This is a genomic window from Rhizobium sp. S152, assembly GCF_030380735.1.
Lineage (GTDB): Bacteria > Pseudomonadota > Alphaproteobacteria > Rhizobiales > Rhizobiaceae > Rhizobium.
On the sequence record NZ_JAUDRZ010000030.1, the window covers coordinates 129,222 to 153,391 of the forward strand.

General features: G+C 60.4%; 24 protein-coding genes. 10 read left to right on the forward strand and 14 right to left on the reverse strand.

The features are described 5' to 3' along the window. Positions 1–7 precede the first annotated feature (7 nt). Entirely contained in the window at positions 8–1,069 is a 1,062-nt protein-coding gene (locus tag QTL95_RS25265; RefSeq protein WP_289722652.1) for an HlyD family secretion protein, read from the forward strand. Positions 1,070–1,129: 60 nt separating this feature from the next. On the opposite strand, the gene rplI is transcribed toward QTL95_RS25265, so the two are convergent. The 5 genes from rplI to QTL95_RS25290 all read right to left on the reverse strand — a co-directional run bounded on the left by rplI (position 1,130) and on the right by QTL95_RS25290 (position 4,979). After that, a complete protein-coding gene (gene rplI, locus QTL95_RS25270; protein ID WP_289722653.1) occupies positions 1,130–1,705 on the reverse strand; it encodes a 50S ribosomal protein L9 in 576 nt (191 codons plus the stop codon). Between the two features lie 20 nt (positions 1,706–1,725). Further along, complete coding sequence (locus QTL95_RS25275; protein ID WP_289722654.1) at positions 1,726–2,709, reverse strand: DUF2232 domain-containing protein; 984 nt, start codon at positions 2,707–2,709, stop codon at positions 1,726–1,728. Between the two features lie 154 nt (positions 2,710–2,863). Continuing rightward, positions 2,864–3,112, reverse strand: a complete 249-nt coding sequence (rpsR, locus tag QTL95_RS25280; protein WP_007531286.1) for a 30S ribosomal protein S18 — start codon at positions 3,110–3,112, stop codon at positions 2,864–2,866. Between the two features lie 12 nt (positions 3,113–3,124). Further along, a complete protein-coding gene (gene rpsF, locus QTL95_RS25285; RefSeq protein ID WP_037180256.1) occupies positions 3,125–3,583 on the reverse strand; it encodes a 30S ribosomal protein S6 in 459 nt (152 codons plus the stop codon). 352 nt (positions 3,584–3,935) lie between these two features. Continuing rightward, on the reverse strand, positions 3,936–4,979 hold the full coding sequence (locus tag QTL95_RS25290) for an aldo/keto reductase (protein ID WP_289722655.1): 1,044 nt from the start codon (positions 4,977–4,979) through the stop codon (positions 3,936–3,938). 207 nt (positions 4,980–5,186) lie between these two features. Here QTL95_RS25290 and fabD point away from each other — a divergent pair, with 207 nt between their 5' ends. The 7 genes from fabD (at position 5,187) to gmk (ending at position 11,703) form a co-directional block, all read left to right on the forward strand. Further along, entirely contained in the window at positions 5,187–6,131 is a 945-nt protein-coding gene (fabD, locus tag QTL95_RS25295; protein WP_289722656.1) for an ACP S-malonyltransferase, read from the forward strand. A 29-nt stretch (positions 6,132–6,160) separates the two neighbouring features. Further along, positions 6,161–6,898, forward strand: a complete 738-nt coding sequence (gene fabG, locus QTL95_RS25300) for a 3-oxoacyl-[acyl-carrier-protein] reductase (RefSeq protein WP_112430542.1) — start codon at positions 6,161–6,163, stop codon at positions 6,896–6,898. A gap of 290 nt (positions 6,899–7,188) precedes the next feature. Continuing rightward, entirely contained in the window at positions 7,189–7,425 is a 237-nt protein-coding gene (locus QTL95_RS25305; protein ID WP_003502080.1) for an acyl carrier protein, read from the forward strand. 93 nt (positions 7,426–7,518) lie between these two features. Next, the gene (gene fabF / locus QTL95_RS25310; protein WP_289722657.1) at positions 7,519–8,781 is read left to right on the forward strand and encodes a beta-ketoacyl-ACP synthase II; all 1,263 of its coding nucleotides are present in this window, start codon (positions 7,519–7,521) and stop codon (positions 8,779–8,781) included. A gap of 112 nt (positions 8,782–8,893) precedes the next feature. Continuing rightward, positions 8,894–10,132, forward strand: a complete 1,239-nt coding sequence (gene mltG / locus QTL95_RS25315; protein WP_442981353.1) for an endolytic transglycosylase MltG — start codon at positions 8,894–8,896, stop codon at positions 10,130–10,132. Between the two features lie 14 nt (positions 10,133–10,146). Further along, positions 10,147–11,034: a YicC/YloC family endoribonuclease gene (locus QTL95_RS25320; protein ID WP_289722659.1), complete on the forward strand. Its 888-nt coding sequence runs from the start codon at positions 10,147–10,149 to the stop codon at positions 11,032–11,034. A gap of 3 nt (positions 11,035–11,037) precedes the next feature. Continuing rightward, the gene (gene gmk / locus QTL95_RS25325; protein WP_289722660.1) at positions 11,038–11,703 is read left to right on the forward strand and encodes a guanylate kinase; all 666 of its coding nucleotides are present in this window, start codon (positions 11,038–11,040) and stop codon (positions 11,701–11,703) included. Between the two features lie 11 nt (positions 11,704–11,714). Here gmk and rsmA read toward each other — a convergent pair whose 3' ends face one another. The 6 genes from rsmA to lptF form a co-directional block, all read right to left on the reverse strand. After that, positions 11,715–12,542 (reverse strand): 16S rRNA (adenine(1518)-N(6)/adenine(1519)-N(6))-dimethyltransferase RsmA, encoded by an 828-nt coding sequence (rsmA, locus tag QTL95_RS25330; RefSeq protein WP_289722661.1) that lies wholly within the window; start codon positions 12,540–12,542, stop codon positions 11,715–11,717. Then, positions 12,542–13,567 carry a 4-hydroxythreonine-4-phosphate dehydrogenase PdxA gene (gene pdxA, locus QTL95_RS25335; RefSeq protein WP_289722662.1) on the reverse strand — a complete coding sequence of 342 codons (1,026 nt, stop codon included), beginning with the start codon at positions 13,565–13,567 and terminating at the stop codon, positions 12,542–12,544. The genes rsmA and pdxA overlap by 1 nt, the downstream gene beginning before the upstream one ends. Positions 13,568–13,573: 6 nt before the next feature. Beyond that, entirely contained in the window at positions 13,574–14,527 is a 954-nt protein-coding gene (locus QTL95_RS25340; RefSeq protein ID WP_289722663.1) for a peptidylprolyl isomerase, read from the reverse strand. A gap of 172 nt (positions 14,528–14,699) precedes the next feature. Next, positions 14,700–17,048 carry an LPS-assembly protein LptD gene (locus tag QTL95_RS25345; RefSeq protein WP_289722664.1) on the reverse strand — a complete coding sequence of 783 codons (2,349 nt, stop codon included), beginning with the start codon at positions 17,046–17,048 and terminating at the stop codon, positions 14,700–14,702. Further along, entirely contained in the window at positions 17,048–18,136 is a 1,089-nt protein-coding gene (gene lptG, locus QTL95_RS25350) for an LPS export ABC transporter permease LptG (RefSeq protein ID WP_289722665.1), read from the reverse strand. The genes QTL95_RS25345 and lptG overlap by 1 nt, the downstream gene beginning before the upstream one ends. Continuing rightward, on the reverse strand, positions 18,133–19,311 hold the full coding sequence (gene lptF / locus QTL95_RS25355; RefSeq protein ID WP_289722666.1) for an LPS export ABC transporter permease LptF: 1,179 nt from the start codon (positions 19,309–19,311) through the stop codon (positions 18,133–18,135). The genes lptG and lptF overlap by 4 nt, the downstream gene beginning before the upstream one ends. Before the next feature lie 345 nt (positions 19,312–19,656). On the opposite strand from lptF, the gene QTL95_RS25360 reads away from it, so the two are divergent. Both QTL95_RS25360 and QTL95_RS25365 read left to right on the forward strand, forming a co-directional pair. After that, on the forward strand, positions 19,657–21,147 hold the full coding sequence (locus tag QTL95_RS25360; RefSeq protein ID WP_289722667.1) for a leucyl aminopeptidase: 1,491 nt from the start codon (positions 19,657–19,659) through the stop codon (positions 21,145–21,147). Beyond that, complete coding sequence (locus QTL95_RS25365; protein ID WP_289723167.1) at positions 21,147–21,596, forward strand: DNA polymerase III subunit chi; 450 nt, start codon at positions 21,147–21,149, stop codon at positions 21,594–21,596. The genes QTL95_RS25360 and QTL95_RS25365 overlap by 1 nt, the downstream gene beginning before the upstream one ends. A 6-nt stretch (positions 21,597–21,602) precedes the next feature. On the opposite strand, the gene QTL95_RS25370 is transcribed toward QTL95_RS25365, so the two are convergent. The 3 genes from QTL95_RS25370 to QTL95_RS25380 all read right to left on the reverse strand — a co-directional run bounded on the left by QTL95_RS25370 (position 21,603) and on the right by QTL95_RS25380 (position 24,053). Beyond that, the gene (locus tag QTL95_RS25370; RefSeq protein ID WP_289722668.1) at positions 21,603–22,148 is read right to left on the reverse strand and encodes a GrpB family protein; all 546 of its coding nucleotides are present in this window, start codon (positions 22,146–22,148) and stop codon (positions 21,603–21,605) included. 61 nt (positions 22,149–22,209) lie between these two features. Continuing rightward, positions 22,210–23,136 carry a Gfo/Idh/MocA family protein gene (locus QTL95_RS25375; RefSeq protein WP_289722669.1) on the reverse strand — a complete coding sequence of 309 codons (927 nt, stop codon included), beginning with the start codon at positions 23,134–23,136 and terminating at the stop codon, positions 22,210–22,212. A gap of 95 nt (positions 23,137–23,231) precedes the next feature. Then, entirely contained in the window at positions 23,232–24,053 is an 822-nt protein-coding gene (locus tag QTL95_RS25380; RefSeq protein ID WP_289722670.1) for a polysaccharide deacetylase family protein, read from the reverse strand. Positions 24,054–24,170 lie beyond the last annotated feature (117 nt).

A 24,170-nucleotide genomic window follows, 5' to 3' on the forward strand; every position in this document is an offset into this window, starting at 1 on the left:
CCCCCGAATGATGAAATTCTTCAGGTCCCCGACAAGCATCATCGCCCTTCTGGCCGGAATCGCCGGCGTACTGCTGGTGCTCTATGCCTGGCGCCTGCCGCCCTTCGTCACGTCCATCGAGACGACCGACAACGCCTATGTCAGGGGGTACGTCACGATCATGAGCCCGCAGGTCAGCGGCTATGTCGTCGATGTTCCCGTCAAGGACTACGACCTGGTGAAGCAGGGGCAGGTGCTGGTGAAGATCGACGACCGCATCTACGCGCAGAAACTCGCCCAGGCCCGTGCCGCTCTCGACGGCCAGAAGGCATCGCTGGAAAATTCGCGGCAGTCGGAGCTGTCGGCCAAGGCGACGATCACTTCGAGCGAGGCTGAGATCGATAGTGCCAACGCCGCGCTGAAGCGCGCCCAGCTTTCGTGGGATCGCGTCAACAATCTAAACGACCGCGGTATCGCATCGGCAAGCGAATCCGAGCAGGCACAGGCAACGCTGCAACAGGCGAAGGCCGCGCTCAATCAGGCCGAGGCCGCGCTGGAGGTCTCAAAGCAAAACCTGGCGACTATTATCGTCAATCGCTCGCTGCTCGAAGCCAATGTGGCAAGTGCTGAGGCAACGGTGCATCTGGCGGAAATCGATCTTCAGAACACAGCGATCGTTGCACCGCGCGACGGACATCTGGGGGAGGTAGGTGTCCGACTCGGGCAATATGTGACGGCCGGCACGCAGTTGATGGCGGTCGTCCCGCAGGACGTTTGGGTCGTCGCCAACTTCAAGGAGACGCAGCTTGAGGGGATGCAGGTCGGGCAACCTGTCTCGATTGTCGTCGATGCCCTCGGAAGGCAGCGTCTCAATGGCCGGATCGAGCGCTTCTCGCCGGCGGCGGGCTCGGAATTCTCTGTCATCAAGGCCGACAACGCGACCGGCAACTTCGTGAAGATCGCCCAGCGCGTAGGCGTCCGCATCAGCATCGATCCGGATCAACCGCTGGCAAAGGATTTGGCGCCGGGACTATCGGTCGTCGTGCATGTCGACAAGAGCGCTGAACCCGCAAAGCCGGCAGCGAATTAGACAGCAAAAAGCCGGGCGCTGGGCCCGGCTTTCGCATTCGAGAGATTGCTCTCCTGAACCTTATTCGTCCTCGGCGTTGCCGTCGGCATCCGGATCGAAGAAGTCTTCCGGACGCAGAGCGTCTTCGTCAACGCCGTAGATGGCGTCGACGGACGTCAGGGTTTCGCCGGCCTTCTGGCGTTCAGCTTCTTCAGCCGAACGGGCAACGTTCAGTTCAACCTTGATTTCGACTTCGGCATGCAGCTGCAGCTCGACCTGGTGCAGGCCGATCGCCTTGATCGGGGTGTTCAGGTGAACCTGGTTGCGGCCGATGTTGAAGCCTTCGGCAGCGAGGATTTCAACAACGTCACGAGCAGCGACGGAGCCGTAAAGCTGACCGGTTTCGCCAGCCGAGCGAACGACGATGAAGGACTTGCCTTCAAGAGCGTCAGCAACGGTCTGGGCTTCCGACTTGCGCTCGAGGTTGCGAGCTTCGAGCGTTGCACGCTCGGATTCGAAACGCTTCTTGTTGGCTTCGTTGGAACGAAGAGCCTTGCCGAGCGGCAGGAGGTAGTTACGCGCAAAGCCGTCGCGAACCTTTACGGTCTCGCCCATCTGGCCGAGCTTGGAGATACGTTCGAGAAGAATGACGTCCATGTTAGAGTTCCTTTCGTGTCTTAGATGTTCGAATCTGTCTGTTTGGGGGCATCAGCATCCTTGTTGGGGGTGAGTGCGATGGCCTTTCGGGTATCGCTGAGCCCCACCACGAGGATGAAAAGGGCTGGCACCATCAGCATGAGCGATGCCAGGTAGCAGAGGATGAGCGCCGGTAGGCGCCAATCCTTGCCGCGCGTGCGGAAGTGCAGCGCGGCGAAACCGGAGAGCAGGAAGCCGGCGCCGAAGGTGCCGACAAGAGTTGCGCCGATCATGGCCGGAATGCCGCCGAAGAAGGTGGCGGCGAGGCCAATGAGAAAGACGAAGATCGAATTGCGATTCATCCGAAGCGCCGAGGGAATGTCCTCGCGCGGACGAAGGCCACGGCCGGATGAGCTGACGATGCGCGTGGCAACGTAATAGGCGGCAAACAGCATGACGACCCACATGCCGCCCTGGATGGCCGGCAGGAGCAGCAGGACAAGTGCCTTGGTCTGCGCGGTCGTCGTCGCATCGGGAGCGAAATCGGACTGCTGCTGCGAGACCGAATTGAACAGCACGTCGACTAGGCGATCGATCAGGTCGGGGCCGTAGCCGATCATCACGCCGACAACGATCACGGCGATCGTGACCAGTGCGCAGAGATGCAGCAGAATGTCGGAGAGCGGATACCAGGCCATCAGGTGGTCGGGGCCGCCGAGCTCGGAGGCTGGGCGGGCGAGGTTCGCGAGGTGGCTGAGCCAGCCAGCCGGCAGCAGCGTGACCAGCGTCATCATCAACGCGAAGGACGGCGAGATGGCGATCGCGCCAACGACCGCGGCGGTCACGACGGCGGAAATCGCTGCCATGTTGCCCCAGCCGAGGCCGACGAGAAGAATGGGGAGCGCGGAAGCAGCATAGAGAACGGCGCTGAACGACGGCTGCATGCTTGCGCCGAGCACCAGAAGTGCGGCGGTCAATCCGGCGAGCGCGCCGATGCCTAGCGTTTTTGCGTTCAGTTTGTTCACGGTCGCTGTCCTGCTTCATCAAGCAGTTAGAGGGCGTATCTGAATCAGTTTCAGAAGGCCTCAACATGGGTTTTAAGTGTTCCGATCCGCGCCCATCGCGAAAGGGAGAAGGGAAGGCATTGCTGCCTTCCCTCGATTCGGTTTCGTCAGCTGATTAAGCGACGACGTACGGCAGCAGGCCGAGGAAACGAGCGCGCTTGATCGCCTGAGCGAGCTCGCGCTGCTTCTTCTGCGAAACAGCCGTGATACGGGAAGGAACGATCTTGCCGCGCTCGGAAATGTAGCGCTGCAGGAGACGAACGTCCTTGTAGTCGATGCGCGGAGCGTTTGCGCCGGAGAACGGGCAAGTCTTGCGACGACGGTGGAACGGACGGCGTACCGGTGCGGAGGAAGATTCAGACATTCTCAGTTCTCCTTATGCACGGTCTTCGCGCGGAGCGCGATCGGGACGCGGGCCACGCTGGAAGTCGCCGTCACGACGCGGCGGACGATCGCCGAATTCGCGACGCGGGCCACGGTCGGCGCCATCACGCGGGCCGCGGTCGTCGCGGTCGCGCTTCTGCATCATGGCAGACGGGCCTTCTTCGTGAGCTTCAACAGCGATGGTCATGTAGCGAAGGACGTCTTCGCTGATGCGCATCTGACGTTCCATTTCCTGCACGGCAGCAGCCGGGGCGTCGATGTCGACGAGAACGTAGTGAGCCTTGCGGTTCTTCTTGATGCGGTAGGTCAGGGACTTGAGGCCCCAGTTTTCTACGCGCCCGACCTTACCGCCGTTAGCTTCGATAACACCCTTGTACTGTTCTACGAGGGCTTCGACCTGCTGAGCGGAAATATCCTGTCGGGCAAGGAATACATGTTCATAAAGAGCCATGACAGCTTTGCCTTTCTTGCGTTTATTCAACCCGATATTCGGCGGCTAAGCCTCAACGACTGCTCCTGATTGGGTAAACCCAGGCAAGAAAAGCGTTCCGAGACGGTCGAGAGCGGAGACACGGGAGGCTGGAACCCTTCGGTCCCGACGGCTTCCTCGCGAAAACCGGCCCTCCGTTCAGCCACCAGCCAGAAGACCGGGTTTTGCGAACAGGGCGGCTTATACGGATTTTTCGCAGAAAGGCAAGCGCCCAATGGAGGAGCGCGGTGTTGCCTGCCTGATATGACTGAAAACGAAGACGGCCGCCAGTCATTCTGGCGGCCGTCGTCAAGCGCGGATCGAAGAGATGGTATCAGATCGGCATCGGATATTCGCGATGCACCTTCTCGATATCTGCCAGGAGGTCGCTCGACAGCTTCAGGCTTGCCGCGCTTATATCCGTTTCGAGCTGCTTCATCGTCGTGGCACCGATGATCGCCGATGTCATGAAGCGGCGCGTCAGACAGAATGCGATGGCCATGGCGGACGGATCGAGGTCGTGGCGCTTGGCGATCTCGACGTAAGCCTTGGTCGGCGCTTCCTGCAGCGGCTGCAGGCGTCCGCCGATGTCGCCGGTGATCGAGCCGCGCGAGCCGCCAGGTACGGCGCCGCCGATGTACTTGCCGCTGAGGATGCCGCCGGCGAGCGGTGAGTAGGCGAGCAGGCCCACGTCCTCATGGTGCGACATCTCCGCCATGTCGAGATCATAGTGCCGGTAAAGCAGATTGTATTCGTTCTGGATGCTGACGACGCGCGGCAGGCCGAGTTGCTCGGCGATCGTAAGATATTTCTGCGTGCCCCAGGTGGTCTCGTTGGAGAGGCCAATCGTCCGGATCTTGCCTTCCTTCACCAGTTCGCCCGCCGTCTCCAGGATGTCGGTAATGTTGGCGACGGCCTTGGCGCGATCCTGCTTGAAGGGGTCGTAGTGCCAGTTCTGGCGGAAGTGGAAATGACCGCGCACCGGCCAATGGATCTGGTAGAGATCGATATAGTCGGTCTTCAGCCGCTTCAGGCTGGCCTCGATCGCCAGTCGCATATTCTTGGCATCGGCGCCTTCGCCGCCGCGGATGTAGGAGCGGCCGGGACCGGCGACCTTGGTGGCGAGAACGATGTCCTTGCGCTTGCCTGTTTTCTCAAGCCAGGTGCCGATATAGTCCTCGGTCAAGCCCTGGGTCTCGGGGCCGACGGGCGTGGTCGGATAAAGCTCGGCGGTGTCGAAGAAGTTGACGCCCTTTTCGAACGCATAGTCCATCTGTGCGTGCGCTTCCGCCTCGGTGTTCTGCGTGCCCCAGGTCATGGTGCCAAGGCAGATTTCGGACACCGAGATATCGGTGCGGCCAAGTTTCTTATGCTTCATCGGGGAGCCTTAATCGTGATCTTGAAAGAATGAGGTCTTGGAAGGACGGCGCGAATTTAGGCCGGAATTGAGCAAGCGCAAGAGCAAAAGTGCCGCTTTATTGCAGTCGCGAAAGCCTTGGAACGCAGGCCTCCGGCACTTGACTCTCGGGGAAAGAATGTCAATTGGAGGCGAAATGACCGCGGGTCCATATAAAAAGGACATAGGATGACCATCGCTTTCACGTTCCCGGGCCAGGGCAGTCAGGCCGTCGGCATGGGCAAGGATCTTGCCGAGAATTTCGCCGAAGCGCGCGCCGTTTTTGAAGAGGTCGACGACGCTCTCGGCGAGAAGCTGTCCGAAACGATATTCAACGGTCCGGAAGAAACGTTGACGCTGACTGCCAATGCCCAGCCCGCCCTGATGGCCGTCTCTTTGGCCGTCGTCCGCGTGCTCGAAGCCAAGGGTGTCGATCTCAGGGCCAAGGTCTCCTATGTCGCGGGCCACTCGCTCGGCGAATACTCCGCTCTCTGTGCCGCCGGAATGTTCTCGATCGCCGACACCGCACGCCTCCTGCGCATTCGCGGCAATGCGATGCAGGCAGCCGTTCCCGTCGGCGTCGGCGCCATGGCTGCTATCATCGGCCTCGAACATGCCGATGTGATCGCCGTTTGCCAGGAAGCCTCGGCCCTCGGCGCCTGCCAGATCGCCAACGACAATGGCGGTGGCCAGATCGTGATTTCGGGTGAGAAGGCGCCGGTCGAAAAGGCTGCTGCCATCGCGACCGAAAAGGGCGCCAAGCGCGCCATCCTTCTGCCGGTCTCCGCGCCTTTCCATTCCGCGCTGATGGCGCCCGCTGCCGACGCGATGCGCGAGGCGCTTGCCGGCGTGACCAAGAAAAACCCGGTCGTCCCTGTAATCGCCAACGTCCGCGCGGCACCCGTAACGGATGCCGACGAGATCGCTGCTCTGCTGGTCGAACAGGTCACCGGCCAGGTTCGCTGGCGCGAGACGGTCGAATGGTTCGCGGCAAACGGCGTGACGACGCTTTACGAACTCGGCGCCGGCAAGGTCCTCACTGGCCTCGCGCGCCGTATCGACAAGAACGTGACCGGCACCTCTGTCAACACACCAGCTGATATCGACGCGGCGGTTGCCGCTCTTCTGGCCTGATTGATTTAACGATTACAAGGAACGCTTCCATGCTCGATCTTTCCGGCCGAAAGGCTCTCGTGACCGGCGCCTCCGGCGGCATTGGCGAAGAAATCGCCCGCATTCTTCACAAGCAGGGCGCGATCGTCGGCCTGCACGGCACCCGCGTCGAGAAGCTCGAGGCGCTGGCCAATGAGCTCGGCGACCGCGTCCAGATCTTCCCGGCAAACCTTGCCGATCGCGACGAGGTCAAGGCGCTCGGCGTCAAGGCTGAAGAAGCGCTCGGCGGCGTCGACATTCTCGTCAACAATGCCGGCATCACCAAGGACGGCCTCTTCGTGCGCATGTCGGACGAGGACTGGGACAACGTCATCGAGGTCAACCTGACCTCGATGTTCCGCCTCACCCGCGAGCTGACGCATCCGATGATGCGCCGCCGCTACGGCCGCATCATCAACATCACCTCGATCGTCGGCGTCACCGGCAACCCCGGCCAGGCCAACTACTGCGCCTCCAAGGCCGGCATGATCGGCTTCACCAAGTCGCTCGCCCAGGAGATCGCGACACGCAACGTCACGGTCAACTGCGTCGCGCCTGGCTTCATCGAAAGCGCCATGACCGGCAAGCTGAACGATAAGCAGAAGGATGCGATCATGGGCGCAATCCCGATGAAGCGAATGGGCACGGGCGCCGAAGTTGCCTCCGCCGTTGCTTATCTGGCTTCGTCGGAAGCTGCGTACATGACGGGCCAGACGCTGCACGTAAACGGCGGCATGGCTATGATCTGAAACGGAAAACCGGTCTTCGGACCGTTTTTCCCCGCAATAGCGTGTTGACCAACCTTGCAGGGTTGATTTTCTGGCTTTGCGGCAGACATAAACCGTGTTAATCGGGCCATGACTGTGAACAGTCTCCCGAGAAAGAAGACGGACCGGCGGGCTTTTGAGCAAGCCTGGGACATCTCTGGTAGCCGGGTTCAACGAGTTTGCCGAAGGTGGCCCTAGGGCACCGCAGGCTGAAACAGGGTAGGGGTGCCATAAAGGCATTCTGATCAGGATATAAGGTCGAGGAAACCGACATGAGCGATATCGCAGAACGCGTAAAGAAAATTGTTATTGATCACCTTGGCGTCGACGCCGACAAGGTTGTCGAAGGCGCGAGCTTTATCGACGATCTGGGCGCTGACTCGCTCGACACCGTCGAACTGGTCATGGCGTTCGAAGAAGAATTCGGCGTTGAAATTCCGGACGACGCCGCGGACTCGATCCTGACGGTCGGCGATGCCGTCAAGTTCATTGAAAAGGCACAGGCATAATCCTGTGCATTTGAGAAGGGCGGACCTCGGAGTCCGCCCTTTTTATTTCTGGCAAGTTTTCCAGAGAACTGAGAATTCGGGGGAATGCAGTCGATGAGACGCGTCGTTATCACTGGTACCGGCATGGTATCGCCCTTGGGATGCGGAACCGAGGTTACGTGGGCCCGCTTGCTTGCAGGCCAGAACGGCGCTCGCCTCGTGACCGAATTCGAAGTCGACGATCTTCCCGCGAAGATTGCCTGCCGCATCCCCGTCGGTGACGGCACGAACGGTACGTTCAATGCCGACGACTGGATGGAGCCCAAGGAACAGCGCAAGGTCGACCCCTTCATCATCTACGGCATGGCCGCCGCCGACATGGCGCTGAACGATGCCAACTGGCATCCTGAGACCGATGAAGACCAGATTTCCACCGGCGTGCTGATCGGCTCCGGTATTGGCGGCATCGAAGGTATTGTCGAGGCCGGTTATACGCTGCGCGACAAGGGCCCCCGCCGCATTTCACCATTCTTCATTCCCGGCCGTCTGATCAATCTCGTATCCGGCCAGGTCTCGATCCGCCACAAGCTGCGCGGCCCGAACCACTCCGTCGTCACCGCCTGCTCGACCGGTGCGCACGCCATCGGCGATGCTGCCCGTCTGATCGCTTTCGGCGATGCGGATGTCATGGTTGCCGGCGGCACGGAATCGCCGGTAAGCCGCATTTCTCTCGCCGGCTTCGCCGCCTGCAAGGCGCTGTCCACCCAGCATAACGACGACCCTACCAAGGCATCGCGTCCTTACGACAAGGACCGTGACGGCTTCGTCATGGGCGAGGGCGCCGGCATCGTCGTCCTGGAGGAGCTGGAACACGCCAAGGCACGCGGCGCCCGTATCTACGCGGAAGTTGTCGGCTACGGCCTCTCTGGCGACGCCTACCACATCACCGCGCCGTCGGAAGACGGCGAGGGTGCCGGTCGCTGCATGGCCGCCGCACTCAAGCGTGCCGGCTTGACGCCAGCCGATGTCGATTACATCAATGCCCACGGCACATCGACGATGGCCGACACGATCGAACTCGGCGCCGTTGAGCGTCTGGTCGGTAACGCCGCGTCGAAGATCTCGATGTCTTCGACCAAGTCGGCCACCGGTCACCTGTTGGGTGCCGCCGGCGCTATCGAAGCGATTTTCGCGACGCTTGCGATCCGCGACAACATCGCCCCTCCCACGCTCAACCTCGACAATCCCGAGCGTGAGACCGCCATCGACCTCGTTCCGCACAAGGCGCGCGAACGGGAAATTAACGTAGCCCTGTCGAATTCTTTCGGATTCGGCGGTACCAATGCATCGCTGGTGCTTCGCCGCTACGTCGCTTGATTCCAGGCATTGACGTTCTGGCGAGAAAAGGGCGGGGCCGCGAGTGCCGCCCTCTACCTGCATTTTGCCGTATTGCTTCGTAACAAGCAGCACATGGGCCAGATTTAGAGGATTGCCGGTGAACGACACGAACCAGAGCAACGACACGATTGGCCAGCACGACCAGTCTGCGCAGAAAGGGCCGATCATTCCGAAATCGCCCAACGAAGCGCTGCGTCCGGAGCGTGTTCCGGAGCCGCCGAAGCGCTCCCGGAAGGCCAGAAGCCAGGTCGTTATCTTCCTGAACTTCCTGATGACGCTGGTCGTTCTTGGCTGTGCGGCCGCGATCGTCGTTTTCTATTACGCCGTGTCCGCTTATCAGAACCCCGGTCCGCTCGAGACGAACAGTAATTTCATCGTGCGTAACGGCGCAGGTATTTCCGAGATCGCCACGAACCTCGAGCGCAACAACATCATTACCGATGCCCGTGTCTTCCGCTATCTCACGGCCACCCACCTCGATGAGGGTGAGAGCCTGAAGGCTGGCGAATACGAGATCAAGGCGCGGGCTTCCATGAACGACATCATGGAACTGCTGAAATCCGGCAAATCGATCCTCTATTCCGTGTCCTTCCCCGAGGGTCTGACCGTGCGGCAGATGTTCAACCGCATGAACGAGGATACCGTGCTGGAAGGCGACTTGCCCACCGCGCTTCCTGCCGAAGGCAGCCTGCGCCCCGACACCTACAAGTTCTCGCGCGGCACCAAGCGCGCCGAGATCGTCGATCAGATGGCGGCTGCCCAGCAGAAGCTCGTCGACCAGATCTGGGAGAAGCGTGATCCTTCTCTTGGTCTGAAGTCGAAGGAAGAGTTCATCACACTGGCCTCGATCGTCGAGAAGGAAACCGGTGTTCCCGACGAGCGCGCGCATGTCGCCTCGGTATTCCTGAACCGCCTCGGCAAGGGCATGCGCCTGCAGTCCGACCCCACGATCATCTATGGTCTTTTCGGCGGCGACGGAAAGCCGGCTGACCGGCCGATCTACCAGTCGGACCTGAAGAAGGACACGCCGTTCAACACTTACATCATCAAGGGACTTCCGCCGAGCCCGATTGCTAACCCCGGTCGCGATGCGCTGGAGGCGGTGGCCAATCCCTGGAAGACGCAGGACCTCTATTTCGTGGCCGATGGCACCGGCGGTCACGTGTTCGCGGCGACGCTCGAAGAGCACAATGCGAACGTGAAGCGCTGGCGCAAGATCGAGGCGGACAAGGGTGCTGACCCGAACATCGCTGTCGACGGCCAGCCGGCCGATGCCCAGCCACAGGCCGAGGTGCCGGTGCCTGCGCCGAAGAAGAAAAAGACCAACTGATTTCGGAGGCTCGCATGGCTTTGCAGTCCATGACCGGTTTTGCGCGGTACGAGGGAACGACCGGCCGCTGGCGCTGGGCGTGGGAATTGCGCTCTGTCAACGGCAAGGGGCTCGATATCCGTCTGCGTCTGCCGCCAGGACTGGAGCGGTTGGAAAACGAAGTCCGCCGGATGGGCGGCGAGCGCTTCAGCCGCGGCAACATGCAGGCGTCCCTGTCGATCTCGGCGGGCGAGAACCGCTTCGAGACGGTATTGAACCAGGAAGCCTTGTCTGCCGTGCTTTCTCTGCGCGACCAGCTCGGCGGAATCATCGATCCGGCGCCGCTACAGTTGGACACCCTGCTTGCAATACGCGGCATCATCGAGTTCCGCGAGACCGAAGACAGCGAGGAAGCGCTCGCCGCTCGCGATATCGATGTGATTGATGGACTGACGACGGCGCTGTCCGAGCTCGCGAAGATGCGCGAACACGAAGGCGCGGCGCTGGCTCGCATACTTCTCGATCACGTATCGACAATCGAGCGGCTGACTGTCGTCATCGAACAGGACCCGTCCCGCTCTCCGCAGGAGATCGCCGCGCGGCTCTCCGCGCAGGTCGCTCTGCTCATGGATGGCGCAGGGCGTCTGGATCGCGACAGGCTGCATGCCGAGGCCGCGCTTCTCGCCACCAAGGCCGATCTTCGCGAGGAGATCGATCGTCTGAAGGCGCATGTTGCAGCCGCCAGGGAACTGCTGGCGAAGGGCGGTCCTGTCGGCCGCAAGCTGGATTTCCTTGCACAGGAATTTAACCGAGAATCGAATACCATCTGTTCGAAGTCGAATGCCGCGGCCGTGACTGCCGCCGGCATAGAACTGAAGGTCGTCATCGACCAGTTCCGCGAACAGGTCCAGAATCTGGAGTGACCCATGAGCCCGGCGCAGTCGAGCACCCCAACCAAAATCGCACGTCGCGGCCTGATGCTTGTCTTGTCGTCCCCATCGGGCGCCGGCAAGTCGACGATCGCCAATAATCTTCTGCGGGACGATCACAGCCTCGAGATTTCGGTCAGCGTCACCACACGAGCGAAGCGGCCGAGCGAGATCGCCGGCAAGCACTATCATTTCATCACCGTACCGCAGTTCGAGCGCATGCGTGACGGCGGCGAGTTGCTGGAATGGGCAGAGGTTCACGGCAATTTCTACGGCACGCCGCGCGAGCCGGTCGAACTCGCCATGGCCGAAGGCCGCGACATGCTGTTCGATATCGACTGGCAGGGTGCGCTGCAGCTTCAGGACAAGATGAAGGCCGATATCGTCTCCATTTTCGTGCTGCCGCCGACAATGACCGAACTGCAGTCACGCCTGCATCGCCGCGCCGAGGATTCGGAAGAGGTCATTCGCACGCGGCTCTTGAATTCGCGCTCCGAGATCGAACGCTGGCGCGAATACGATTATGTCATCGTCAATGATGATCTGGACGAGGCATTCGGCAACGTCAGCTGTATCGTCAATGCCGAACGCGTCCGCCGCGACCGTCGCCACGGCCTGTTCGACTTCGTCAACAACCTGCTGACCGAAGAGCCCAAGCTTTAATTTAAGACAACCTAGAGGCAGTTCGCCAATCGAACGAACTCGGCGACTGAAAGCGTTTCGGCGCGGCGCTGGGGATCGATCTCGGCTTTGCCGAGAAGGGCCTCGCCACCCAGTGGCTTGAGGCTCTGGCGCAGCATCTTGCGACGCTGGCCGAAAGCGGCGTGCGTCACCTTCTCGAGCTTGTCGATCGAGCAGGGTAGCGGGTTCTCGTTCGGCGTCAGATGGACGACCGTGGACGTCACCTTCGGCGGCGGCGTGAATGCCTGCGGAGAGATGTCGAAGGCCATGTGTGCCGATGTCCGCCAGCCGCACAGCACGCCGAGACGCCCATAGTGATCGTCGTCCTCGGCCGCGACGATACGCTCGCCCACTTCCTTCTGGAACATCAGGGTCAGCGACTGCCAGAACGGCGGCCACTGTTTCGGCAGCAGCCAGTTGACAAGCAACTGCGTGCCGACGTTGTAGGGAAGGTTGGCGATGATCTTAACCGGCCGCCCGTCCGCCAAAGCCTCGAAATCCGTCTTCAGCGCATCGCCCTCGATCACCTCGAGACGGCCAGGATAATGGTCGGAGATTTCGGCCAGCGCCGGCAGGCAACGGGAATCGCGCTCGACGGCGATGACCTTCTCTGCGCCCAGTGCGAGAATGGCACGTGTCAGGCCGCCCGGTCCCGGTCCGACTTCGAAGACGGTAACGCCTTCCAGCGAGCCCGCCGTCCGCGCGACCTTCTGGGTGAGGTTGAGATCCAGCAGGAAGTTTTGGCCAAGTGCCTTGCGAGCGTCGAGCCCGTGGCGCTGGATGACGTCACGAAGCGGCGGCAGGCCGTCGAGTGCGGCCATCAGTGATTGCCTTCGAGCGAGCGGCCCAGTTGGCCAGCAAGCTTCAGGGCGGCCACGAGGCTGCTCTCGCGTGCGATACCCTTGCCGGCAATGCCGAAAGCCGTTCCGTGATCCGGCGACGTTCGTACGAAGGGAAGGCCGAGCGTGACGTTGACGGAATCGTCGAAGCCAAGGGCCTTCGCGGGGATCAGCGCCTGATCGTGATACATGCAGATTGCGACATCGTAGCGTGTACGCGCCTCGTCATGGAACATCGTATCGGCGGGCAGTGGACCGATGGCATCGATGCCCTGCGCTCTCAGTGCCTGGATAGCGGGATGGATGATCGTCTCATCCTCACTGCCGATTGCCCCGCCTTCACCCGCATGCGGGTTGAGGCCGGCGACGGCGAGGCGCGGTTGCGCAATGCCGAAGCGCTGCTTGAGGTCCGCATCCGCGATACGGCAGGTCTCGATGATGATTTCAGGCGTCAGCGCCGCCGGGACATCCTTGATCGGAATATGGATTGTCACCGGAATGGCGCGCAGCTTCGGTCCGGCAAGCATCATGACCGGCGTCATGGAGCGACCTGTCGCCTTCGCCGCGAGATCGGCGAGAAACTCGGTATGTCCAGGGAAGGGAAAACCTGCCTCGTAAAGCACGGATTTGGCGATCGGGTTCGTGACGACGCCGAGTGCTTCGCCGGCCATCGTCAAGGCGACGGCCTTCTCGATGGCCGCGATCGTTCCCTTGGCGGTTGCCACATGCGGCTCTCCCACCGCGACTTCAACACCAGCTGGCACGGCTAGGACGGGCAGGGCATCCGCGAAGATGTCGCCCGCATTGGCAAAGTCCGTCTCGCGCACGGGAACCGTGAGGTCGAGCAGCCTTGCTCGCACGGCAAGCACGTCGGGATCGCCGATGAAGACGAACGGAGGCAGGCCCAATTCCCTGCGCTGCAGCCACGCGACGAGCGTGATGTCTGGACCGATGCCTGCAGGATCGCCCTGGGTAAGTGCGAGCGGACGCGAAAACGGAATAGTCATATTACCTCAGGGCCGCGAAATCTGCGCCTTCTTTTCGAGATCCGCGAGATACTTCTTCGCGTTCTCGTTTTCAGGCGGGGCGTTCTTTCCAGCCTTGGACTTGTCGAGGTCTTCCTGGCGGAAAATCATTTCGGCGGCCTGGTCGTCGGAAACTTGGCGCTGGCTGCAAATGGCGAGATACTCCACGCCGCGATCGGTAACGCGGGTCGCGGTCGTGTTGCCTTTGGCCGCTTCGACAAGAGGCTTCCATTCCGTCGGCAGTTCCGGGCCCATCACACGGCCGAGATCGCGGACGGAAACGTCGCGCATGGTTGCGGCGAATACCTTCGCCTGTTCGCAGCCCGGATACTTGGAGCGCGATGCCTCGGCTTCGCTCTTGCGCTTGCCGACGATACCCTTCTTGTTGGCTGGAACCACGAAGATCATCTGCTGCAGTATGTATTCGGTCGCTTCCGGCTTCTGCTTGTTGTTTTGCATCATGCGTGCAACGAGATCCGCGTTGGACATCCGCGAACTAGAGCCGTAGCGGGCGTTGACCAGACGCGGCCAGCTCATCTGCACGGCGATGAACGCCTTGAAGTGCTCGACGCCGACGCCGGCCTGATTGAGGATTTGCGACATCTGGGCAGTGGTCAGCTTGTTGCCGGTTGCAAAACGCGCAAAGGACGCATCGACGTCATCCTTGGAGACCGACATGCGCACACGCGCGATTTCCTGCTGTTTCAGTGTCTGCTCGACCAACTGCTGCTCGGCGGCTGATGCATCTGCTTTCTGATGCTGCAGCCGCAGGAACGCCTGCCGCTTGGCGACGTCGCCGCTCGTGATCGCCGTGCCGTTTACGACCACTCGAACCTCACTTGCCGCGAACGCAACGCTGCCGGTTGGCATGACCAAGGCGGTCATCATCGCAAAGCCGATGCCGGCGACCATCGTTTTCGCGGTTTTGCTGATGCCAATCATTTGTGGTCCCTTCCCATTCACGGCGCACGTCAGGGACGCGCCGCACATACCTTATCGAGACAAATGGCATCGCTGGTCCAGCTCTGCCTTGGTTAACGATCCGCGACAATGTCCTGCACAGCCTTACGGCGAAAGAAAGGCTCCTTTCCTTCGCCGTGTCGGGTCAAGCTGATCAGTTATTGTAGATATTCTTATCCGGATCGTCGAAGCTGCCGTAATTGATGTCGCCCAACGTACGGAAGGTCAGCTTGGCGCCAATGCTCCAGTCGCTTGCGGATTCGTCGCTGATATCGCGCTTGTCCGTGTAGGCGATCGTGAAGATGGTGCACTCGTCCTCATATGTGAGGCCGATCATCTTCTTGCTGACGACGTCGTTGTTCAGATCCCAGGCAACACCACCGAAGACCGACCAGTAATCCTTGAACTTGACGGTGGCCTTCGCCTGAACTTCATCGTTGTCATCGACGAGGCCGTATTCCGGCTGCGACGAGATGTGTGTGTAAAGCAGCTGGCTCTGGAAGTTGTCGGTCTGGAAACCCGCGGTCAGGTCGCCGCGGTTCAGCCCGAGGTCTTTGTGATCGAGACGATACGATGCCGCGAAGGCGAAACCGCCGGGCGTTTCGATGCCGCCGAGACCTACGAGGTCGGACACGTCCGTTTCCAGACCGGAATTGGCGCCAACGTTGACGAGGTCATCCGTCGCGAACGAGTTCTGGCCCGCCAGCTGGTACGACTGGCCGAAGATGCCGTGCAGCTTGTAGCCGTTGTCGAAGGTTCCCGTGTACTGGAAGCCGATATTGGCACGCGTGCCGCCCTCGATCCTGTCGTAACCGGAGAACTTGTCGCGTTCGAAGAGGTTGGTCGCGTCGAACACGAAGCTCTGCGCGTCTTCGTTCGGTAGCGCGCCTGCAAGGCGCTCGTCCGGACGCGCGTAGATCTGCATGATCGGCTCGAACAGATGCGTGCTGTTCTCGGTGGTGCCGAGGATCGGGTAGCGCATCTCGACGCCAGCCGTCAGCATGGAACGCGTTGCCGTGTTGCCGTCGTCATAGCCGCCTGTATAGCCGGCGCTAGTAGGATCGGTCATGTTGAGCGCCAGCGCATCGCCGCGAGCGGCAAGAATCGGTGTGATCAACACACCCGCCGGCGTCACGAACGTGCGCTTCCATTCAAGCTCGCCGGTCAGGCGTGACGTCTGGCCTTCAAGGCCACGGAAACGGTTATTGCCGGCCACAGAATAGAAGTCGTCGTGGCTGCGTGACAGGTTCGTGAAGTTCACATCCGCCGAAAGCTCGCCGCCTGCCAGCGGCTGCGGCGCGACATAGTGATAGTCCATCGTCGGATAGACAATCGCCTGCTGCTTTTCCGCCAGGTTGGTCGGATCGGCGTCCTGCACATCGAAATAGAAGGAACGCAGGTCGAAGTAGTTCCGCTTTCCGAGACCGGTCAGGTAGACTTCATTCGTGTGCGTGGTCTGGTCGAGACCGTCGAGATTGTAGGTGCGCGCGAAGTTGTTGTCGGTCTGCACCATGACATCCCAGCCGAACGCCCAGCGAGGATTGATCTTGAACTCAGCCTTGGATGCCACCAGACCGCGGAAATCTTCCTGCGCGTCGCTGGTATCGGAGGTGAATTTCTCCGGGCTCATCTGGTTGATGCCGGCGATACGCAGCGTGTGCGTTCCGTTCTCGAAGCGCTGGCGGAATTCCGCGTCCGCGAGGAAGCCCTGGCTGGTATAGCCGGTTCCCGTCACAGTCACATCGCTGCTGGGCGAGAACACATAATAATAGGGGACAGAAACGCCGAAACCGAGGTTCTGCGACGTACTGAAGCTTGGGAACAAGAAGCCGGACTTGCGCTTTACGGTATTGTCAGGGACCTCAAGCCACGGGATATAAGCGATTGGATGGCCGAGCAGCTCGAACCGGCTCTTTTCGAGGCGAATCGTGTGCTTCTGTCCGTCCTGGATGACGCGCTCGGCCTTGACCTGCCAGAAAGGCGGTTTCGACGGATTCTCGGCGCAGGGCAGACAGGCAGTATAGACCCCCTTGTTCAGGATCATCTGCGTGCCGCCAATGCGTTCGCCGCTTTCGGCAACCAGGCGTGTATTGTCGGCCGTCTCGATGCGCAATGCGTTGATGAACCCGTCGGCAAAATCGTCGGTCACATCGAGCTTGTCGGCATACATGCGGTTGCCGTCTGTGCCGACGAGCTCCACATTGCCGAGCGCCATCAGGCGTCCGGTCTTCTGATTATATTCGACGCGCTGGGATACCATCTTGTAGCCAGCGTAGTTGATCTGCACGCCGCCGATAGCCGAAACGACCTGCGCGTCCTTGTTATAGACGAGCTCGTTCGCCGAGAGAATCAGCTTGGCATCTTCGGGTATGTTGGGCTTGACGGTCGACAGAGCGTCCTGCGCGAATGCGACGGGGATGCCACCGGAATAGGTGGACAGAGCCACGCCTGCGAGCAGGGCAACCAACCGTTTTCCAAAAGTCTTGCGGTCGCCTGCCGCCACTAGCCGTCCTCCTGATGAAGCAGAATTGTTGCGCCCAAAGCCAAGGCGACGGTGACCGGAATCCACGTCGCCACGAAAGGAGGGACAACCCCACTGCTTCCGAATGCTTTTACAAGCACGGTGATCACATAAAGCACGAAGCCGGAGACTATTCCACCCAGAATCACGGAGCGGGATTGGTTGAACCGGCTAAATTTTAGGGACACTGTTGCAGCAATGAGAGTCATTGCCACGAGCAACAGCGGTTGAGAGAGCAGCGAGTGGAATTGCGTCTCCAGCGCCTTGGTCGGGAGACCAAAGGATTTCGCTGCTTCGATACGGTTCGAAAGATCAAAAAACGCAATGGTTTCAGGGGCAGTAAGCCTCTGTTGGACGAAGTCCCGTTTCAAATTGGTACGGACCTGTACCTCATCCTTACGAAGGCCGATCTCACCCGGCCGACGCTCCATGACGTTCTTAAGAAGCCAGTAACCATCTTCCAATTTAGCCGACGCAGCGTCCTGTCTCAGAATGATGTGGCCACCCGAATCGAAGTGCACCAGAACGGCATCGACGAGCAGCGTTCCGTCTTCCAGAATCTTGTGCGCGCCGATGATCATGTCGTCGTCGCCGCTGATCTGGCGAAGCCAAGGGACCTCTGGAGCGTTCTTCGAAGCGCTGCTTTCGCCCCGCCAGTTGCTCTCGACGAGCGCGGCCTGACGCTGTCCCCAGGCTGCGAGCGGGTTCAGGATCGTCATGACGCCGATGCCGATCAGGAAGGCGCCGAAGATAAACGGTGACATGAACTGCCAGACCGAAATCCCGGCTGCGCGCGTCACGACGAGTTCGTATTTGCGGTTCAGGCCGATCAGCACCGTCATGCCGACGAAGAGCGCGACGAAGGGCACCGTCTGCTGCATAATCAGCGGCAGGCGAACGGCGGTCATCAACAGCCCGCCGGCCACCGTATAGCCGGGCAGGTTGGAAAGACGCCCTGAAGTTTCGCTGAAATCGACGAGGAAGACGATGCCGATGACGCCGAGGAAAAACCACATCGTCGTCAGCATGTAGCGGCGGAAGAAATAGCGGCCGAGCGTTCCGAAAATCATGCGCTGCCTCCTGCGGAGGGGTCGGCCGGACGCGCAAGGCGCTGTTGAATTTTGCGCCACCGCGCCGCGAGATAATCATTTACGCCGGAGACCATCGAAAGCCGCTTGTGCATGCTGAGCGAAACAATCGCCAGCGCGCTTGCAACGGTCGGTATTGCGTAGAGCACCCCGATGAAGAACGGCTTGGTGTCGATCTGGTTGGCGGCATAGAAACACGCCCAGCGGATCGCGAAGGCAAAGATAAGTGCGGCGACCATCGGATGCAGTCGCGCCTCTCTGTGCGAGCGCGCGTCCCCGGCGATGGCAAGCGATATCAGCGCGAACACCATCGGCAATACCCAATCGGTCAGGCGGCGATGCAGTTCGGCACGGTAACTTCCCGGTTTGGATGCGTAGTCTTTATCCGTCGGATCCGGATTGAGAAGGAACGGCAGTTCGCGGTCGCCCGCGCGCAGCGTCGCCTGTCCGCGGTTCTGCGTCAGGTCGGACAGGTCGAAGGAATAGGAATCGAATCGAATGATCGAGACATCGCCGTTCGGCGCTTTGCGGTGCACTTCGCCGTCATGCATGATCAGCGATGTGCCCTTCTCGTCGACGGCACCCTCGCGTGCGTAATAGACCAGTTCGAAATTGGGATCTCGTTCGTCGACGACGAACAGCCCCTTCAGCACGCGACCCGCCAAACGCTCCGAAATCTGCACATACAGGCCGGTGTCGATGCGCCGGAAGTTCTTCTCTTCGATGACCGTCGAGAGCAGGTCGGCATAGGCGGCGGCGATCATCTGGCGCGCACCGGTCTTCGCCTTCGGCTCGACGACATTGTCGACGAGGAAAGAGAACACGCTTATCAACGCCGCAAGAATGAGGATCGGCCTGAGAATGATACTGCGCGGAGAGCCGGCGGCATCGATGACGGTAAGTTCGGAATCGTTGTTCATCGTCGTCAGCGTCTGCGTAACGCCGATAACGATGGCAAAAGGCAGCACGACCGGGATGATCGACGGCAGGATCAGCGTCGCAAGCTTCGCGAACGAGCCAATCGACTGGCCGCTGTCGGTCACCAGATTGATGCGCTGCAGCACCTGAGTCGTCCAGATGATCGCGAGCACCGGCAACAGGGCGACGAGAAACATCTGGCCAACGCGCCGGAGTATATATGTTTCAAGCAGTTTCATGCATGCCTTTGAACGCTCTTACGAACTCATGCCGCTTTGCAGCGAAACCCATCTACGCTCTTTGTTCTGTTTTTGCGACAAGGCCGCGCCGAAAATTCATTCAAATTTCAGATTTTTTTTCGTGATGTGGCGAATCGGTAAGTGCGGCGGGATCGAGAAAAATTGCAAGACCAGATCTCCATATGAGCTAGGTCTGAAATGATGATACGCAGGAATTGCGGTTCCGGCAAATCCCGTAACGGCGCACAGGATACAAACTTGTGCTTCCCACTGGGACTTGTGTTCGCCGGGGAAACCCGAAATGATTGACCCGAGAGGATCCTGAAGAATCCGACTGGAGAAAACATGTCAGCCAAATTCGATATCTCATTTGAAAAGTCTGCCGAAATTGCCGGCAGCTATGCCATTCTGCTGAAGACGAGCGAGGCCGAACTCGCCGCGGGCGCCTCAGCAGCCGACCCCGCCGGCGTTGTCGCGCGCGCAGCAAAGATCGCGGGCTTCAGCGCCAAGTCGATGGCCACGCTTGATATCGTCGCGCCACAAGGATCTTCGGCTGATCGCATTATCGTGCTGGGGCTGGGCAAGTCGGAAAAGCTGACCGCGCATGATTGGCTGAAGGCGGGCGGCGCGGTAGCCTCGAAGATCAAGAACACGACCAAGGTCACGATTTTCGTCGATGCACCCGGCGTCAACGTCGGCGGCAAGGAAGCGGCCGATTTCGCGCTCGGCATGCTGCTGCGTGCCTACAGCTTCGACGCCTACAAGACGAAGAAGAAGGACGACGATAGTGCCGCCGGCGGCGATGCCGTTAAGGTCACCATCGTCACCGCTGCTGCGAAGGATGCGGCGCAGGCCTACAATACGTCCGTAGCTGTCGCCAACGGCGTCAACCTTGCGCGCGACCTCGTCAACGAGCCGCCGAATGTTCTCGGCCCTGTGGAGTTCGCGGCCAAGGCAAAGGCGCTGGAAGCGCTTGGCGTCGAGGTTGAGATCCTTGGTGAAGAGGAAATGCGCAAGCTCGGCATGGGTGCGCTTCTCGGCGTGGCGCAGGGATCCGTGCGTCCGCCGCGGCTCGCCGTCATGCAGTGGAAGGGCGGCAAGGCGGGCGAGAGCCCGGTTGCCTTCATCGGCAAGGGCGTCGTCTTCGACACCGGCGGCATCTCGATCAAGCCAGCCGCCGGCATGGAAGAGATGAAGGGCGACATGGGCGGTGCTGCCGCCGTCACCGGTCTGATGCACGTGCTGGCCGCGCGCAAGGCCAAGGCGAATGTCGTCGGCATCATCGGCCTCGTCGAGAACATGCCCGATGGCAATGCCCAGCGTCCCGGCGACATCGTCACATCCATGTCCGGCCAGACGATCGAGATCATCAATACCGACGCCGAAGGACGCCTCGTGCTTTGCGATGCGCTCTGGTACTGCAATGATCGCTTCAAGCCGAAGTTCATGATCAATCTGGCGACGCTGACGGGCGCGATTCTAGTCGCACTTGGCAACATTCAGGCTGGTCTCTTCTCCAACGACGACGCCTTGTCTGAACAGCTGATCGCTGCGGGCCTTTCCACCCGCGAAAGACTCTGGCGCATGCCGCTGGGCAAGGAATATGACAAGATGATCGACAGCAAGTTCGCCGATATGAAGAACACCGGCGGTCGTCACGGCGGATCGATCACCGCCGCCCAGTTCCTCAAGCGGTTCGTGCAGGAGACGCCCTGGGCTCATCTCGACATCGCCGGCACCGCCATGGGATCGCCGCTGGACGAGATCAACCAGTCCTGGGGCTCCGGATATGGCGTTCGCCTGCTCGATGAGCTGGTCCGCGCCAACTACGAATGATGACGGAAGTCCTCTTCTATCATCTGACGGAATCGAAGCTCGAAGATGCGCTGCCGCCGTTGCTCGACAAGAGTGTCGAGCGCGGATGGCGCGTCTGCGTGCAAATGAAGGACGCTGCCCGCCGCGAGATGCTGGACCAGCACCTGTGGACATTTCGGGAGGACAGCTTCCTTCCGCATGGCACGGACGAAGGCGAGCTCGCCCAGAACCAGCCGGTGCTTCTGACGACCTCCGATGGCAACGCCAATGCCGCGACGGTGCGCTTCATCGTCGACGGCGCCGAGCCGCCTCCTGTTGATGGCTACGAGCGCATCGTCTTCATGTTCGATGGCTACGACCAGGAACAGCTTGAAGGCGCGCGCGGGCAATGGAAAAAGCTGAAGGGCGCGGGCCACAAGCTCACCTACTGGCAGCAGACGCCGGAAGGGCGTTGGGAAAAGAAGGCCTGACCCCCGTCAGGGCAGGCCTGCATCCGCCACCACCTTGTCGATGAATTCCCGTTTGGATTTCGTGTATTCGGCGCGGCTCTCGGCATAGTTGCCCGCGAGGCCGACCTTCAGCTCTTCGTAAGCCTGCGCAAGTTCCGGATTGGCGCGCAATTCGTCACGAAAGGCAAGCATGCGGTTCCAGTGGTAGCCGCGATGCTCGACGACGTGAACAAGATGGGTGCGGGTTTCGCCGTTGATCCCGCGGCCAAAGATGTGATCGTCGGGAACGATATCCTTGCCGGCATAGTCGTAGCCGATCGTCTCCATCGCGCCGATCAGGGACGGCCCGTCTTCGAACCGCGCAATGCCGACCACAATGTCGATGATCGGCTTTGCCTTGATGCCGGGAATGGCCGTGCTGCCGACATGCTCGATATCGATGGCAGCATCTCCGAGCGCGCGCCGGATAGTCTCGGCTTCACTCTGATAGGCATCATTCCACAGGATATTCGGCTCGGCGAGCGAGACCGTCAGGTTCTTCAGTCCCAGGCCGAAAGATGCATCGTCTCGCATTCCGAACCTCCGTGATACCGGTAAATGGGATCACAGTATCACGGGGCACGGCAATTTCGAATCAATCGTGGAAGGCTTCGACGAATTTGCGCTTGCCGAGCATGAAGGCATCGGCAACGTGACGCAGCGGCGCCAGGTCTACGTCGGACTGGCCGGCCTTGACGATCTCCGCGAAGCGACGATAGAGCGCTGGGTATTCTTCTTCCGGCGCCGAGAACGTCAGTTCGCCGTTGACTGAGAGCTTCGAGCCACCCTCTGCGAGAGCCATTTTTCCATCAGCCGTTTCGGCGAAGATATCCCAGCTCTGCTTGCCCGTCTGGCGCCAGTCGAACTCGGCACGAACAGGCGTGTTGTCGGCATTCTTGAAATGCAGGTCGGCGGCGATCGGCGCGTCGCGGTTTTCCGGGAATTCCAGCGTCGCACTGGTCAGGAAGATCGCCTTCGGCAGGATGTGCGTGACGATCGAGAGCGCGTTAATGCCGGGATCGAAAACACCAAGGCCGCCGGCCTGCCAGATCCAGTCCTGGTTCGGATGCCACTGGCGCACGTCTTCCTTCCAGACGACATGCACGCTGTCGATCCGGGTCGAGGCGAGGAACGACTTCGCGGCCTCGACGGCAGCTGCATAACGTGAGTGCCAGCTGGCAAACAGCGACAGACCCTTTTCGGCCGCAAGTGCCTCGAGATCCGCAACCTCACTGAGAGTCGCGCCCGGCGGCTTTTCCATGAACACGTGCTTGCCGGCGGACAGCGCCTTGTGAGCCGCCTCGTAGCGGTATTGCGGCGGCATGCACAGCGAAACCGCATCGATTTCAGGCACGGCGTCGAGCATTGCATCGATCGTGGTGAAGCTCTGGACGCCATCGACCGTGCCATTGCGGCTTGCCGTCGCGATCAGGTTGAAATCCGGGTTCTTGGCGATGGAAGGAAGGTGCTGGTCGCGGACGATCTTGCCGACGCCGACGATGGCGAGGTTGATGGGTGACATGCTATTGGCTCGCGTTCGGTGTTTCGCTCAAAAGTATGATTTATTTTGAGCCTGTTTTAGCAGAAAGAAACCGGCGGGCAAGCGCCGGCTGTTGATTACAGCGAGGCCATCTCGACGGCCGCGGCCGGCCTCTTGAATTGCAGGGTTACGACCTTGTAGCCCTCGGCTTCGAGATTCGTAAGAAGTGTCGGCAGCATTGTGGCGGTGCGGTTGTGAATGTCATGCATGAGGATGATGCCGCGTCCGCGCTGGTACAGTTGGTCCATGGTGCGTTTCGTCACCGCCGCCGGCGTGGTGTTGAAGTAGTCCTTGGAATCGACATCGACGTCCATGACGATCATTTCGCGCATGGCGACGGCAGTGCGCAGCTTGCGGCTGTCGGCGAGATAGGGGAAGCGGAAGAAGTTCACGTCGGTTCCCGTCGCCTTGGTGACCGCGGCCTGGCCGCGAGCGACTTCCTTCATAGCCATGTCGAAGCTGAGCGAGGCGAGATTGTCGTGCTTGTAGGTGTGGCTGCCGATGGTGTTGCCGTCCTCGGCCACCCGCCGCGCCAGGTCAGGATGGAGTTCCGCCATCTCTCCAACCATCATGAACATGCCCTTGACGCCGAACTTGTCGAGCGTTGCGAGAACACGATCGGTACGACCAGGAATAGGGCCGTCGTCGAAACTGAGAACGACCTCCTTGTCCAGCAGGTGAAGGTCGTGAATGGACGACACCGTCAACGTCCGGCCCGCCAGATGATGGCTGCTTGCGATGTGCGTAGCCGGCGCGTGATCCGCGCTTTCTATTTTGCCGTCCGGCGAGACGATCGAGGACGTCTTTATGGATGTATCGGGCGCGGGATGCTTTGCCGTCTGGCAGCCGGCGAGGGCCACGCTCAAGAAGAGACTGGAGATTATTGCGAAACGCTGCATGAAAGGAGCTCAACAAATCAGTAATGAATGTTGAGGCAACCTTTCGAATTATGGTTAACGATTGGTTTCTGTTGGTGGGAATGCGTAAATAAACCAGATCGTTGCAGCCGCTTCGGC